Origin of the sequence: Micrococcus sp. KT16 (assembly GCF_003315015.1) — a bacterium.
Classification (GTDB): domain Bacteria; phylum Actinomycetota; class Actinomycetes; order Actinomycetales; family Micrococcaceae; genus Micrococcus; species Micrococcus luteus.
In genome coordinates this window covers 33544-47139 of the sequence record NZ_QNRG01000002.1, presented here as the reverse complement: position 1 = coordinate 47139, position 13596 = coordinate 33544, and the positions used below count along the sequence as shown (strand labels likewise).

Genomic DNA, 13596 nt, shown 5'->3' with positions numbered 1-13596 from the left:
ATGACCGAGACCACACGCAGCTCCGCAGACCCCTTGGACATCGCCGTCATCGGCGGCGACGGCATCGGCCCCGAGGTCACCGACCAGGCCGCCGCCGTCCTGCAGGCGGCGCTGCGTGCCGAGGGGCGTCCGGAGGCCCGGCTCACCCCGTATCCGCTGGGTGCGGAGCACTGGCTCGAGACCGGCGAGGCGCTCACGGACGAGGTCCTCGAGTCCCTTCGCCGCCACGACGCGATCCTGTTCGGGGCCGTCGGCGCCGCGCCCGGGGACGAGCGCATCCCGTCCGGGCTGATCGAGCGCGGCATGCTGCTCAAGCTGCGCTTCGCGCTGGACCACGGCGTGAACCTGCGCCCGGCCACCCTGCTGCCCGGCGCCGTCAGCCCCCTGGCCGCGCCCGGCGAGATCGACTTCACCGTGGTGCGCGAGGGCACGGAGGGGCCGTACGTGGGCAACGGCGGTGCGATCCGCGTGGACACCCCGCACGAGATCGCCACGGAGGTCTCCGTGAACACGGCGTTCGGCGTGCGCCGCGTCGTCGAGGACGCCTTCCGTCGCGCCGACGCGGGCGAGCGCAAGCGCCTCACGCTCGTGCACAAGCACAACGTCCTGGTCCACGCCGGCCACCTGTGGCGCCGCACCGTGGAGTCCGTGGCGGCCGACTTCCCCGCGGTCACCTGGGACTACATGCACGTCGACGCCGCCATGATCTTCCTGGCGACGGACCCGGCCCGCTTCGACGTGATCGTGACGGACAACCTGTTCGGGGACATCATCACGGACCTCGCCGCGGCCGTGACCGGCGGCATCGGGCTCGCCGCCTCCGGCAACATCAACGTCGAGGGCACGGCGCCGTCGATGTTCGAGCCGGTCCACGGCTCCGCTCCGGACATCGCGGGCCAGGGGATCGCCGACCCCGTGGCCGCCATCCTCTCCGCCGCCCTGCTGCTCGAGCACGTGGGCGAGACCGGCGCCGCGGCGCGCGTGCGCACCGCGGTGTGGGCGCACCTGAAGGACCGGGTGGACGGCGCGCGGGGCACCACCGCCGAGGTGGGCGCCGACGTCGCCGCGCGGGTCTGACGCGCGGGCCCGGCGCGTCGACGCCGGGTCTAGGATGGGGCGACGGCCTGTGGCGTGTGCCACGCCCGGCGCCGTGGCCCCCGCGCGTCGTGCCCGGCACCGGAGCCGTCCCCATCTGCCACCGTCACGAGGAGTGATCCCACCGTGTCCGAGACCGTGTTCACGCGGCAACCGCATCTGTCCCCGATGTCCGATCAGCAGCGCGTCGAGATCCTCCAGGACCCCGGTTTCGGCAACGTCTTCACGGACCACATGGTCTCGATCGACTGGACCTGGGACGAGGACGGCGGCGCGTGGCATGACGCCCGCGTGGAGCCCTACGGACCGCTGTCCCTGGACCCCGCGGCCGCCGTGCTGCACTACGGCCAGGAGATCTTCGAGGGCCTGAAGGCCTACCGGCACGAGGACGGGTCGGTGTGGACGTTCCGCCCCGAGGCCAACGCGGCCCGCCTGAACCGCTCCGCCCGCCGCCTGGCCCTGCCGGAGCTGCCCGAGGAGCTGTTCCTCGGCTCGCTGCAGGCCCAGCTCGAGGCGGACCGGGCCTGGGTGCCCACCGGCCCGGGCCAGTCCCTCTACCTGCGCCCCTTCATGTTCGCCTCCGAGGCGTTCCTCGGCGTCCGCCCGGCCCGGCAGGTGCGGTACATGGTGATCGCCTCGCCGGCCGGCAACTACTTCGGCGGCGAGCTCAAGCCGGTGACCATCTGGGTCTCGCGTGACTACGCCCGCGCCGGCAAGGGCGGCACGGGCGCGGCCAAGACCGGCGGCAACTACGCCGCCTCGCTGCTGCCCCAGCTGCAGGCCGCGGCGAAGGGCGCCGACCAGGTCGTGTTCCTCGACCAGTACCACGACGACGCGATCGAGGAGCTCGGCGGCATGAACGTGTTCTTCGTGCACGCCGACGGCCGCCTCGTCACCCCGGCGCTCACCGGCACGATCCTCGAGGGCGTCACCCGCTCCTCGATCCTCCAGCTCGGCCGGGACATGGGCCTGACCGTCGAGGAGCGTCGCGTCACCCTCGCCGAGTGGGCCGAGGGCGTCCGCTCGGGCGAGATCACCGAGGTCTTCGCGTGCGGCACCGCCGCCGTCGTGACCCCGATCGGCCGTCTGCTCGACGGCGACGACGTGATCGAGTCCGCCGGCGGGGCCGACGTGGCCCTGAAGATCCGCACCGAGCTCGAGGGCATCCAGACCGGGCGCGTCGAGGACCGCCACGGCTGGCTGCACCGCCTCGTCTGACCCCACCCCACGAACGGAGACCCCCGTGAGCTCGCACCGCTCCTCCGCGGCCGCCGAGGGCGCCCCACTCCCGGCCACGACGCCGGAAGACCTCCCGCCCACCGAGGCCGCCGGCCGGCCCCGCTGGACGCCCGCGAAGATCGCCGTCTGGGTGGCCGTCGCCCTGCTCGGCGGCGTCGCCTGGACCATGCTCGCCCTGCACCGCGGCGAGACGATCAACGCGATCTGGTTCGTGTTCGCCGCCGTGGCGACGTTCGCGATCGGCTACCGCTTCTACTCGAAGTACGTCGAGCGCATGATCGTCCACCCGGACGACACCCGCGCCACCCCGGCCGAGTACCGGGCCGACGGCCGGGACTACGTGGCCACCGACCGCCGCGTGCTCTACGGCCACCACTTCGCGGCCATCGCCGGCGCCGGTCCGCTCGTGGGCCCCGTGCTCGCCGCGCAGATGGGCTACCTGCCCGGCACAATCTGGATCATCGTCGGCGTGATCCTGGCCGGCGCGGTCCAGGACTACCTCGTCCTGTTCTTCTCGATGCGCCGCGGCGGCCGCTCGCTCGGCCAGATGGCCCGGGACGAGCTGGGCCGCGTCGGGGGCACCGCCGCGATCGTCGCGACCCTGCTGATCATGGTGATCATCACGGCCATCCTGGCCCTCGTGGTGGTCAACGCCCTGGGCGAGTCCCCGTGGGGCGTGTTCTCCGTGGCCATGACCATCCCGATCGCGCTCTTCATGGGCGTGTACCTGCGCTGGATCCGCCCGGGCCGCATCACCGAGATCTCCGTGATCGGGTTCGTCCTGCTCCTGGCGGCCATCATCGGCGGCGGCTGGGTGGCCGGGACCGAGTGGGGCGCGGCCCTGTTCACCCTGGACCGCACCACCATCGCCTGGGCCGTGATCATCTACGGGTTCGTCGCGGCCGTGCTCCCCGTGTGGCTGCTGCTCGCTCCGCGCGACTACCTGTCCACCTTCATGAAGATCGGCGTGATCGCCGGTCTCGCGCTGGCCATCGTCGTCGTGCAGCCGCGCATCGGCACCCCCGCGTTCTCCGAGTTCGCCTCGGGCCAGACCGGCCCGGTGTGGCCCGGTTCGCTGTTCCCGTTCCTGTTCGTCACCATCGCGTGCGGTGCGCTCTCCGGCTTCCACGCGCTGATCGCCTCGGGCACGACGCCCAAGATGGTGGAGAAGGAGCGCCAGACCCGCTTCATCGGCTACGGCGGCATGCTCATGGAGGCCTTCGTGGCGGTCATGGCGCTCGTGGCGGCCGTGTCCATCGACCGCGGCATCTACTTCGCCATGAACGCCCCCGCCGCGCTCACCGGCGGCACCCCCGAGACGGCGGCCGCTTGGGTGATGAGCCTGGGCCTGGCCGGCGTGGACGTCACGCCCGAGCAGCTCACCGCGCTGGCGAACCTCGTGGGCGAGGACACGGTCGTCTCCCGCACGGGTGGCGCCCCGACGCTCGCCGTCGGGCTCTCGATCATCATGGGCCAGCTGATCGGCGGCGAGGCCCTCATGGGCTTCTGGTACCACTTCGCCATCATGTTCGAGGCGCTGTTCATCCTCACCGCCGTGGACGCCGGCACCCGCGTGGCCCGCTTCATGCTCCAGGATTCCCTGGGCAACGTGGTCCCGCGCTTCAAGGACACCGGCTGGCGCGTGGGCGCCTGGGTGTGCACCGGCATCATGGTGGCCGCGTGGGGCGCCGTGCTGATCATGGGCGTGACCGACCCGCTGGGCGGCATCAACACGCTGTTCCCGCTGTTCGGCATCGCCAACCAGCTGCTCGCGGCGATCGCGCTCGCCGTCGTCCTGACGATCGTCGCGCGCCGCCGGGACTTCCGGGGCCTGTGGATCGTGGCGCTGCCGCTGGCGTTCATCACCGTGGTCACCACCGTGGCGTCGTTCCAGAAGATCTTCTCCTCCATCCCGGCGGTGGGCTACTGGGCGCAGCATCGCGCGTTCCAGGACGCGCTGGCGGCGGGGAAGACGAGCTTCGGCGCCGCGAAGTCCGTGCCGGCCATGGAGGCCGTGGTCCGCAACACCTTCATCCAGGGCACGCTCTCCGTCGTCTTCCTGGTGTTGGCGCTGATCGTCATCACGACGTCGGTGCTCGCCACGGTGCGCGCCTTCCGCGGCACCGAGGTCATCGACCACCAGGACCCGTACGTGCCCTCGCAGCGCTTCGCCCCGGCCGGGCTGTTCGCCACGGCCGAGGAGAAGGAGCTGCAGCGGAAGTGGGACGCGCTGCCGGCGGACCGGCAGCCGGTGCGGGGTCACTGACGTGGCCGATCCGCGCGCGACGCCGGCCGGGCCCTCCTCCGCGGAGGGCCCGGCCGGCCCGTCACGGCCCGGGGTGTGGGCCCGGGCGCGCTGGTGGGTCCGCCAGCTCTCCGGTGAGGGGAAGTACGACGCCTACGTGGCCCATCACCGGGCCCACCACCCGGGGCGGGCACCGATGACCGAGCGGGAATTCTGGCGGGCCGAATACGCCCGCCAGCAGGCGAACCCCGGCAGCCGCTGCTGCTGAGCGGTCTCGACCCGCCCCGCACCGCACCGCGCTGCACCGCGCTGAGCCAGACGAATCCGCCCGCGAGCCAGACGAATCGGTCGCCCCGGGCCGTCGGGCGCGGCCGAATCGTCTGGCTCGCGGCGTCAGCGCAGTCGGCATCGGGTGGGGTGTCCGGCGACGGCGCCCGCTGCTCACCCACTAGGCTGGCAGGCATGCGCATCGCCCGTTTCGTGGACCAGGCCGAACCGACCTACGGCATCGTGGAGGGCCCGGCCGACGCCGACCCCGCCGAGCTGAGCATCACCGCCCTGCAGGGCGACCCGTTCTTCCACGGGATCCAGCCCACCGGCACCACGCACCGCCTCGAGGACGTGCGCCTCGTGGCCCCGATCATCCCGCGTTCGAAGATCGTGGGCGTCGGCCGCAACTGGGCCGACCACGCGAAGGAGCTCGGCAACGAGGTGCCCACCTCGCCCCAGTTCTTCCTCAAGCCGAACACCGCCGTGGTGGGGCCGAACGAGCCGGTGACCCTGCCGAGCTGGTCGGAGGAGATCTCCTACGAGGCCGAGCTCGCCGTCGTCATCGGCACCATCTGCAAGGACGTGCCGGTGAGCCGCGTGGACGACGTCGTGTTCGGCTACACCGTGGGCAACGACCTCACCGCCCGCGACGCCCAGCGCACCGACCTGCAGTGGGCCCGCGCCAAGGGCTTCGACGGCGCCTGCCCGCTGGGCCCGTGGATCGAGACCGAGCTGGACGTGGAGCCGGCCGGCGGCCTGCGCATCACGTCTCGGCTCGACGGCGAGACCCGCCAGGACGGCACGACGGCCGACATGGTCTTCGGCGTCCGCGAGCTCGTGGCCGCGGCCTCGGAGATGTTCACCCTCCTGCCCGGCGACGTGATCCTGACCGGCACCCCGGGCGGGGTCGGGACGGTCCAGGAGGGCCAGCGCGTCGAGGCCGAGGTCGAGGGCATCGGCGTCCTCGCCACCGTCTTCCGCCGCTGACGCAGGCGCCCGACGACGGCGCCCGGGCCCCGCGTAGACTCGGGGCATCATGACTGACGCCACCGCTCCCGTGTCCGAGAACGCCCCCGCCCCCTTCGCCGACGTCCCCCAGGTGGACGCCGAGACCCCCGTGCGCGTGCGCTTCGCCCCCTCGCCCACCGGCACCCCCCACGTGGGGCTGATCCGCACCGTCCTGTTCAACTGGGGCTGGGCGCGGCACACCGGCGGCACCCTCGTGTTCCGCATCGAGGACACGGATGCCAAGCGCGATTCGGAGGAGTCCTACCAGCAGCTGCTCGAGGCGATGCGCTGGCTCGGGATCGACTGGGACGAGGGCGTCGAGGTCGGCGGTCCGCACGAGCCATACCGTCAGTCCCAGCGTGGGGAGATCTACGCGGACGTGATCGAGAAGCTCAAGGCCGGCGGATACATCTACCCGTCCTACTCGAGCCCCGAGGAGACCGAGGCCCGTCACCGGGCCGCCGGCCGCGACCCCAAGCTGGGCTACGACGGCCACGACCGTGACCTCACGGACGAGCAGATCGCCGCCTTCGAGGCCGAGGGCCGCGCGCCGGTCTGGCGGCTGCGCATGCCGGATGAGGACATCACCTTCACCGACCTGGTGCGCGGGGAGATCACCTTCAAGGCCGGCTCCGTGCCGGACTTCGTGGTGGTCCGCGCGGACGGGTCGCCGCTGTACACCCTCGTGAACCCGGTGGACGACGCGCTCATGGGCATCACCCACGTGCTGCGCGGCGAGGACCTGCTCTCGTCCACTCCGCGCCAGATCGCGCTCTACCGCGCCCTGCACGCGATCGGCGTCGCCCGGTACATGCCGGTGTTCGGCCACCTGCCCTACGTGATGGGCGAGGGCAACAAGAAGCTGTCCAAGCGCGATCCGCAGGCCAACCTGTTCCTGCACCGGGACAACGGCTTCATCCCGGAGGGCCTGCTGAACTACCTCGGCCTGCTGGGCTGGTCCCTCTCCGCGGACGAGGACATCTTCACCCCGCAGCAGTTCGTGGAGCACTTCGACGTGCACAAGGTGCTGGCCAACCCCGCCCGCTTCGACGAGAAGAAGGCGATCGCGATCAACGGCACGCACGTGCGCATGCTCGACGTGGCCGACTTCCGTGACCGTCTCGTGCCCTACCTGCACGCGGCCGGCCTCGTGGGCGAGCACCTGACGGAGCGGGAGATGGAGGTCCTCACCGCCGCGGCCCCGCTCGTGCAGGAGCGCGTGCAGCTGCTCGGTGAGGCCGTCGAGATGCTCACCTTCCTCTTCACGGCGGACCGGGACGTCCGGACCGCCGAAGGCGCCCTCAAGGGCATGCCGGCGGACCTGGGCGCCGCCGTCGCCGCGGCCCGGGAGGCGCTGGCCGCCCTGCCCGAGGACGAGTTCACCACCGAGCGCATCGAGGCGGCGCTGCGGGCCGCCCTCATCGACGGCCTGGGCCTCAAGCCGCGCCAGGCGTTCGGCCCGGTGCGCGTCGCGGTGACCGGCCGCAAGGTGTCCCCGCCGCTCTTCGAGTCGCTCGAGATCCTGGGCCGGGACTCCGCGCTCGCCCGTCTGGACCGCTTCGCCGCGGAACAGGGCCTGGACCAGGACCAGCCCGCCGACGCATGAGCCGGGGCGTGAGCACGACGCCGGCCGGCGGGTCCGCGGGCGCGCCCGCGCCGCCGGCCTGGGACGCCGTCCTCTTCGACCTGGACGACACGCTGCTGGATCTGCGCTCCGCCCAGCACGCCGCGTTCGACGCGACGGTGCGCCGGCAGTGGGCCGGGGCCGCCGACGTCGACCCGGCGGTGCTGGCTGAGGCCACCGACGCCTTCGCGTCCGACGCCGGCGGCCACTACGGGCGCTACGTGGCCGGGGAGCTGACGTTCGAGGAGCAGCGGCTGGCCCGCGTGGCCGACGCCCTGCGCGCGCTCGGCGTGCCCGAGGACGCGGCGACCCCGCTCGACGGCCTGTGGACCACCGACTACGAAGAGGTCGTGCGCGGGCACTGGGCGCTGTTCCCCGCGACCGTCGACGTCCTCGCCGAGGTGCGGGGAACAGGCCGTGGCGTGGGGATCGTCACGAACAACGTGGAGGCCTACCAGCGCGGCAAGGCCGACGCCCTCGGTCTGGAGTGGGTCGAGGTGCTGATCGGCTCGGACACGGCCGGGGCCCCGAAGCCGGACCCGGCCCCCTTCCTGGCCGGCTGCTCCCGCCTGGGCACGGACCCGGGACGCACCCTCATGGTGGGGGACAGCCTGCGTCACGACGTCGAGGGGGCCCGGTCGGCGGGGCTCGTTCCGGTGTGGATGAGCCCCGACGCCCCCGCCCACGGCGGGGCGGAGGAGCCGCTCTGGGACGAGGAGCACGCATGCTGGCGGATGCGGGCGATCGGCGGGCTGCGGACCTGGCTGGCGGCCTGACCCGCCGATTTTGCACACGTCGCCCGGAGGGTGTAGAGTTCTTACTCGTTGCCGGAGAGATCCGGGAACACCGAGCTCATGAATATGATGCACATCGGTCAGGCATGCTTGACCGACAGTGGGGTATGGTGTAATTGGCAACACAACGGTTTCTGGTACCGTCATTCTAGGTTCGAGTCCTGGTACCCCAGCGAGTCTTCGGACTCAGTGAACGCGCACGGGCGGAGACGCTCGGACGTGGCGCACGGCCCCATCGTATAGCGGCCTAGTACGCCGCCCTCTCACGGCGGTAACGCGGGTTCAAATCCCGCTGGGGTCACGCAGTCGTCGCCCGGTCCTCGGACCGGAACGGCACGGGCGGATGAACGCATCCGCCGCCTGAACAGGAGACGCAGGCGCAGAAGAAGGTCTCCACGGCATCGCTTCCGCACACGCGGACAGCGCGCTCGGCCCCATCGTATAGCGGCCTAGTACGCCGCCCTCTCACGGCGGTAACGCGGGTTCAAATCCCGCTGGGGTCACCCGAGTGACAGGAGGCCCGGTCCCTGCGGACCGGGCTTCCGTCGTTTCCGTCCGCCGGGCCGGCGGGATGGGCGGCCGGTGCGCGCCCGTGAGACGATGGCCCACGTGCCACACACGGATCAGAACGCCCCAGACCTCGGTGTCGACACGGCCGTCCGCCGCGTGCGCGAGCACCTCGCCGCGCTCGAGCTGCCCTTCGAGACCGTCACTGCGGGGCAGGACCGCGCCGAGCGCGAGCGCACCCTGCACCAGATCGACGACTACGTGCTGCCCCGCCTCGACTCGCTCGACGCGCCGCTGCTGGCCGTCGTCGGCGGCTCCACCGGTGCGGGCAAGTCCACGCTGGTGAACGCGCTCGTCGGCCACGAGGTCTCCCGCTCCTCCGCCCTGCGGCCCACCACGCGGCAGCCTCTGCTGCTGCACAACCCCGCCGACGCCCACTGGTTCACGGGCCCGCGGGTGCTGCCCGACCTCGCCCGCGTCAGCGTGCACCGCGACGCGGCCGCCGGCCCCGTCGAACCCGACCAGTCCGCGATGGACACGGTCGCGCTCGTGGCCGAGCCCGCACTGCCGTCAGGCATCGCCCTCGTGGACGCCCCGGACATCGACTCCGTGGCGGACCAGAACCGCGCGCTGGCCCGGCAGCTCCTCGAAGCCGCCGACCTGTGGATCTTCACGACGACGGCGCACCGCTACGCCGACGCCGTGCCCTGGCAGCTGCTGGACGAGGCCGCCGCCCGCGACATCACCGTGGCCGTCGTGCTCGGCCGCGTGCCCGAGGGCGCGGCGGAGGACATCACCCCGGACCTGCGGCGCATGCTCACCGAGCGCGGCCTCGCCGACGCCCGGATCCACGTGATCCCCGAGACCCGCTTCGACGAGCGCGGTCTGCTCCCGCAGGAGCACGTCGCGGGCCTGCGCGCCTGGCTCGAGACCCTCGCCGCCGACGCCCAGGCGCGCGGCGCTGTCGCCCGCCGGACCGTGGACGGCGTGCTGGGCCAGCTGGCCGCCCGCGTCGCCGACCTGGCCCGCGCCGAGGAGGAGCAGCGGCACGCCGCGGACCTGCTCACCCGGATCGTGGGGGACTCCACGGACCAGGCCGTCGGCCGGGTCCGCGAGGCCACCTCGGACGGCACGCTGCTGCGCGGCGAGGTGCTCTCCCGCTGGCAGGACTTCGTCGGCACGGGGGAGTTCTTCCGCGGCGTCGAGACCACGATCGGCCGGCTGCGGGACCGCCTCGGCGCCCTGGTGCGCGGGCGCCCGGCCCCGCCCGAAGAGGTCGAGACCGCGCTCGAGACCGGCCTGCACGCCGTGATGGTCGAGGCGGCCGCCGCGGCCGCCGAGCAGATCGAGCGGCGTTGGGCGTCCGAGCCGGCGGGCCGGGCCCTCGTGGCCGGGCGCGACCTGGGCGCCCTGGCGCCGGACACGTCGGCGCGGGCGGCCGACGTCGTGCGGGACTGGCAGTCGGACGTGCTGGCGCTGATCCAGGAGGAGGGCGCGGGCAAGCGCACGCGCGCCCGCCTGGCGGCCACCGGCGTGAACGGCGCGGCCGTGGCCCTCATGATCATCTCGTTCGCCTCCACCGGCGGACTCGCGGGCATCGAGGTCGGCATCGCCGGCGGCGCCGCCGTCGTCGGTCAGAAGCTGCTCGAGTCGATCTTCGGCGAGGACGCCGTGCGCCGCATGGCCCGGCGTGCCGATGAGCTGCTCGAGCACCGAGTGCGGGCCTTCCTCGAGACCGTGCTCGCGGACCGCTTCCTGCCGCTGCTCCACCTCGAGCGCGAGCCGCAGGCCACCGAGGAGCTGCGCGCCCTCGTGCCGGTGCTGCGCCGCGGGGTGGCCGCCGGCGTCGACGGCCCGACCGGGCCCGAGCACGCCCCGTCCGCCGCCGAGGCGGGGGAGGAGCCCCGATGAGCCGCCGCGACACCCCCGCCCTGGCCCCCCGCCTGGACGCCCTCGGCGAGGCCGCCGAGCTGGCCGCGGGCCGCCTGCCCGAGGACGTCGTGGCCGGGGCCGACGCCGTCGTGCGCGCGGCCGGGGAGCGCCAGGCACTCTCCGCGGAGCACACCGTGGTCGGGTTCTTCGGGGCGACGGGCTCCGGCAAGTCCTCCCTGTTCAACGCGCTCACCGGCCGCGACCTGGCCCGCGTGGCCGCCACCCGGCCCACCACGTCCGAGCCGCTCGCCGCGGTCTGGGGCGTGGGCCGGGGACAGGGGCTGGACCCGGACGCGGAGCACGGCGACGGCACCGGCGAGGGCGGCGGTGCGGCCGCCCTGCTCGACTGGCTCGGCGTGCGCCGCCGCCACCTGCTGGACGAGGCCCCCGTGCTCGACGACGGCCGCCCCGGCTTCCTCGGCTTCGGCCGCCGTGACGGCGCCGACGCCACCGGTCTGATCCTGCTGGACCTGCCGGACATCGACTCGGTCGAGCGGGGCAACCGCGAGATCACCTCCCGGCTGGCCGGCCACGTGGACGTGCTGGTGTGGGTCGTGGACCCGGAGAAGTACGCGGACGCCGTGCTGCACCGCGAGTTCCTGGCGACCATGGGCTCGCACGCGGCCGTGACCCTCGTGCTGCTCAACCAGGTGGACCGGCTCTCGGTGCGGGACCGGGACGTCGTGCTGGCCTCGCTGCGCCGGATGCTCTCCGGCCACGGCCTCGGCGACGTCCGGGTGCTGCCCGTGTCCGCGCGCACGGGGGAGGGCCTCGAGGAGGTCGGCCGGCAGGTCGCGGCGATCGTCGCCCAGCGCGGCGCGGCCGCCGAACGCCTGGGCGCGGACGTCGCGGCCCGTGCCGCGGACCTCGCCGCCGCCTCGGGCGAGGGCGAGCCGGCCGGCGTCGGGCCCGGGGACGAGCAGCGGCTCGGGCGCGAGCTGGCCGTGGCCGGCGGCGTGCCGGCCGTCGTCCGGGCGGTGGAGGGCTCGTACCGGCTGCGCTCGGCCAAGCGCACCAGCTGGCCCGTGCTGCGCTGGATGCACTCCTTCCGCGCGGACCCCCTGCGGCGCCTGCACCTGATGCCCGAGAGCGCCGCCCCCCGCCGCGACCGGGACGAGGTCGCCCGCGACCCCGCGCTGCACCGCACCTCCCTGCCCGAGCGCTCGGGCACCCAGCGGGCCGTCGTCGACGGCGCGGTCCGCACGCTGGCCGCCGCGGCCGGCGCGGGAGCCTCCGAGCCGTGGGCCGCCGCCATCCGCCGCGCGGGCCGGGAGCACGCCGAGGAGCTCCCCGGCGCCGTGGACCAGGCGATCGCCGCCACCGACCTCGGGGCCGGTCGGGGCAGCTGGTGGCACCCCGTGCTGGACGTGCTGCAGTGGCTCGCCCTCCTCACCGCCGTCGTCGGCGCCGGCTGGCTGGGCGTCCTCGCCCTGGCTGGGTACCTGCAGTTCCCCCTGCCGCCCGCCCCCACGGTCGAGGGCTTCCCCCTCCCGACGCTGCTGCTCGTCGGCGGCCTCGCGCTCGGCGTGCTCCTGGCCCTGCTGGCGATCCCCCTGACCCGGTGGACCGCCGCGGCGCGGGGACGCCACGCGCGCCGCCGCCTCGAGGAGGCGACCACCGACGTCGGCCGGCGGCTCGTCGTCGACCCGGTGCGCGCCGAGGTGGACCGCTTCCGCGCCTTCCGCGACGCCCTCGCCCGGGCCTCCGGCGCCCCGGTCCGGCGGGGCCGCCGATGACGGTGCGCGACCCCGCGGCCGCGGCGGGGGCGACCGTCGGCGACCTCACGGAGGCCGAGCTGCTGGAGGTCGTCCTGACCGGGCTCGCTCCCGCCGTCCGGGACGGCCACTGGCCCGCCGGCACCGTCGCCCCGGGCGACGACGCCGCCCTCGTGCCCGCGCCCCGCGGCGGGACGCTCATCTCCACGGACGCGATGGGGGAGGGCACGGACTTCCTGCACCGCTGGCCGGCCGGCCCCCGCACCCGCGGCCACGACGCCGGCTGGAAGGCCGTCGCCCAGAACCTCTCGGACGTCAACGCGATGGGCGGGAGCGCCTCCGCGCTCGTCACCGCCCTCACCCTGCCGCCGACGACGCCGGTCGCCTGGGTGCGGTCGTTCGCCGCGGGCATCGTGGGCGCGGTGCGTCACCTCGGCGCGCCGGACTGCCGGGTGGCCGGGGGCGACCTGGGCACCGGCGGACGGGTCCACGCCGCGGTGACGGTGCTCGGGGACCCGCACCCCGGCGGAGTGCTGTGCCGCACGCCGGCCGCGGCGGACCGGGACCGCGTGCTCGCCGAGGGCGCCGACCTCGTCCATGCCCAGGCGGTGCCGGACGGTCCCCGGGCCGCCGCGCCCCCGGGGCCGGGGTGGGCCGCCGCCGGGCTCGCCGTGCTGCTCACCGACCGCGCGGAGCTGGAGCGACGGGCGGACGCCCTCCCCGCCGCCGACCGGCCGTCACCGCGGGAGCTCGCCCGCGCCGTCCGCGCCCAGCTGCGACCCCGCCCGCCGCTGGCCCTCGGACCCGCCGCGGTGACGGCCGGCCTGCTCACCCTCATGGACGTCTCCGACGGCCTGGGCAAGGACGCGCACCGCATGGCGGCCGCCACCGGCGGGGCAGGCCCCGCGCCGGCACCGTGGCTGGACGAGGCCTGGCTGGCGCAGGCCGCCGCACCCCTGCGCCGCGTGGCCGCCCTGGCCGGGACCAGTCCGGAGGCGCTCGTGACCGGCGGGGGCGAGGACTACGGTCTCCTGGGGCTGGCGTGGCCCGAGACCGAGCTGCCCCGGGGGTTCACGCGGATCGGCCGGCTCGTGCCGGCCGGGGCCCGGGCGCCGGCCGGGCACCGGCCGCTGCCCGGGTCCGGCTGGGACCCGTTCGCCGGCTGAG

General features: G+C 74.6%; 10 protein-coding genes and 3 tRNA genes. All 13 read left to right on the top strand.

What is annotated here, in order from left to right; genetic code table 11:
• Entirely contained in the window at window positions 1-1077 is a 1077-nt protein-coding gene (locus DE149_RS02330) for a 3-isopropylmalate dehydrogenase (RefSeq protein ID WP_069941572.1), read from the top strand.
• A 186-nt stretch (window positions 1078-1263) separates the two neighbouring features.
• A complete protein-coding gene (locus tag DE149_RS02325) occupies window positions 1264-2313 on the top strand; it encodes a branched-chain amino acid aminotransferase (protein ID WP_069941579.1) in 1050 nt (349 codons plus the stop codon).
• Window positions 2314-2338: 25 nt separating this feature from the next.
• The gene (locus tag DE149_RS02320; RefSeq protein ID WP_113913891.1) at window positions 2339-4600 is read left to right on the top strand and encodes a carbon starvation CstA family protein; all 2262 of its coding nucleotides are present in this window, start codon (window positions 2339-2341) and stop codon (window positions 4598-4600) included.
• Window position 4601: 1 nt separating this feature from the next.
• Window positions 4602-4847, top strand: a complete 246-nt coding sequence (locus DE149_RS02315; protein WP_113913890.1) for a YbdD/YjiX family protein — start codon at window positions 4602-4604, stop codon at window positions 4845-4847.
• A gap of 194 nt (window positions 4848-5041) precedes the next feature.
• A complete protein-coding gene (locus DE149_RS02310; RefSeq protein WP_113913889.1) occupies window positions 5042-5836 on the top strand; it encodes a fumarylacetoacetate hydrolase family protein in 795 nt (264 codons plus the stop codon).
• 49 nt (window positions 5837-5885) lie between these two features.
• Complete coding sequence (gene gltX, locus DE149_RS02305) at window positions 5886-7463, top strand: glutamate--tRNA ligase (RefSeq protein ID WP_041103182.1); 1578 nt, start codon at window positions 5886-5888, stop codon at window positions 7461-7463.
• An 8-nt stretch (window positions 7464-7471) separates the two neighbouring features.
• Complete coding sequence (locus DE149_RS02300; RefSeq protein ID WP_041103180.1) at window positions 7472-8257, top strand: HAD family hydrolase; 786 nt, start codon at window positions 7472-7474, stop codon at window positions 8255-8257.
• A gap of 119 nt (window positions 8258-8376) precedes the next feature.
• Window positions 8377-8448 (top strand) — tRNA-Gln (locus tag DE149_RS02295).
• A 55-nt stretch (window positions 8449-8503) separates the two neighbouring features.
• Window positions 8504-8576 (top strand) — tRNA-Glu (locus tag DE149_RS02290).
• Between the two features lie 129 nt (window positions 8577-8705).
• Window positions 8706-8778 (top strand) — tRNA-Glu (locus DE149_RS02285).
• A 106-nt stretch (window positions 8779-8884) separates the two neighbouring features.
• On the top strand, window positions 8885-10693 hold the full coding sequence (locus DE149_RS02280; protein ID WP_101967226.1) for a dynamin family protein: 1809 nt from the start codon (window positions 8885-8887) through the stop codon (window positions 10691-10693).
• Window positions 10690-12450: a GTPase gene (locus DE149_RS02275; RefSeq protein WP_036338076.1), complete on the top strand. Its 1761-nt coding sequence runs from the start codon at window positions 10690-10692 to the stop codon at window positions 12448-12450. Before DE149_RS02280 ends, DE149_RS02275 begins: the two co-directional genes overlap by 4 nt.
• Window positions 12447-13595, top strand: coding sequence for a thiamine-monophosphate kinase (locus tag DE149_RS02270; RefSeq protein ID WP_078026041.1), 1149 nt, complete (start codon window positions 12447-12449; stop codon window positions 13593-13595). Before DE149_RS02275 ends, DE149_RS02270 begins: the two co-directional genes overlap by 4 nt.
• The last annotated feature ends 1 nt before the right edge of the window (window position 13596 follow it).

What these genes read in the sequence shown, in the direction of transcription:
- gltX (WP_041103182.1), top strand. Translation starts at nt 5,886, where the DNA reads ATGACTGACGCCACCGCTCCCGTGTCCGAGAACGCCCCCGCCCCCTTC.
- DE149_RS02330 (WP_069941572.1), top strand. Translation starts at nt 1, where the DNA reads ATGACCGAGACCACACGCAGCTCCGCAGACCCCTTGGACATCGCCGTC.
- DE149_RS02325 (WP_069941579.1), top strand. Translation starts at nt 1,264, where the DNA reads ATGTCCGATCAGCAGCGCGTCGAGATCCTCCAGGACCCCGGTTTCGGC.
- DE149_RS02275 (WP_036338076.1), top strand. Translation starts at nt 10,690, where the DNA reads ATGAGCCGCCGCGACACCCCCGCCCTGGCCCCCCGCCTGGACGCCCTC.
- DE149_RS02310 (WP_113913889.1), top strand. Translation starts at nt 5,042, where the DNA reads ATGCGCATCGCCCGTTTCGTGGACCAGGCCGAACCGACCTACGGCATC.
- DE149_RS02270 (WP_078026041.1), top strand. Translation starts at nt 12,447, where the DNA reads ATGACGGTGCGCGACCCCGCGGCCGCGGCGGGGGCGACCGTCGGCGAC.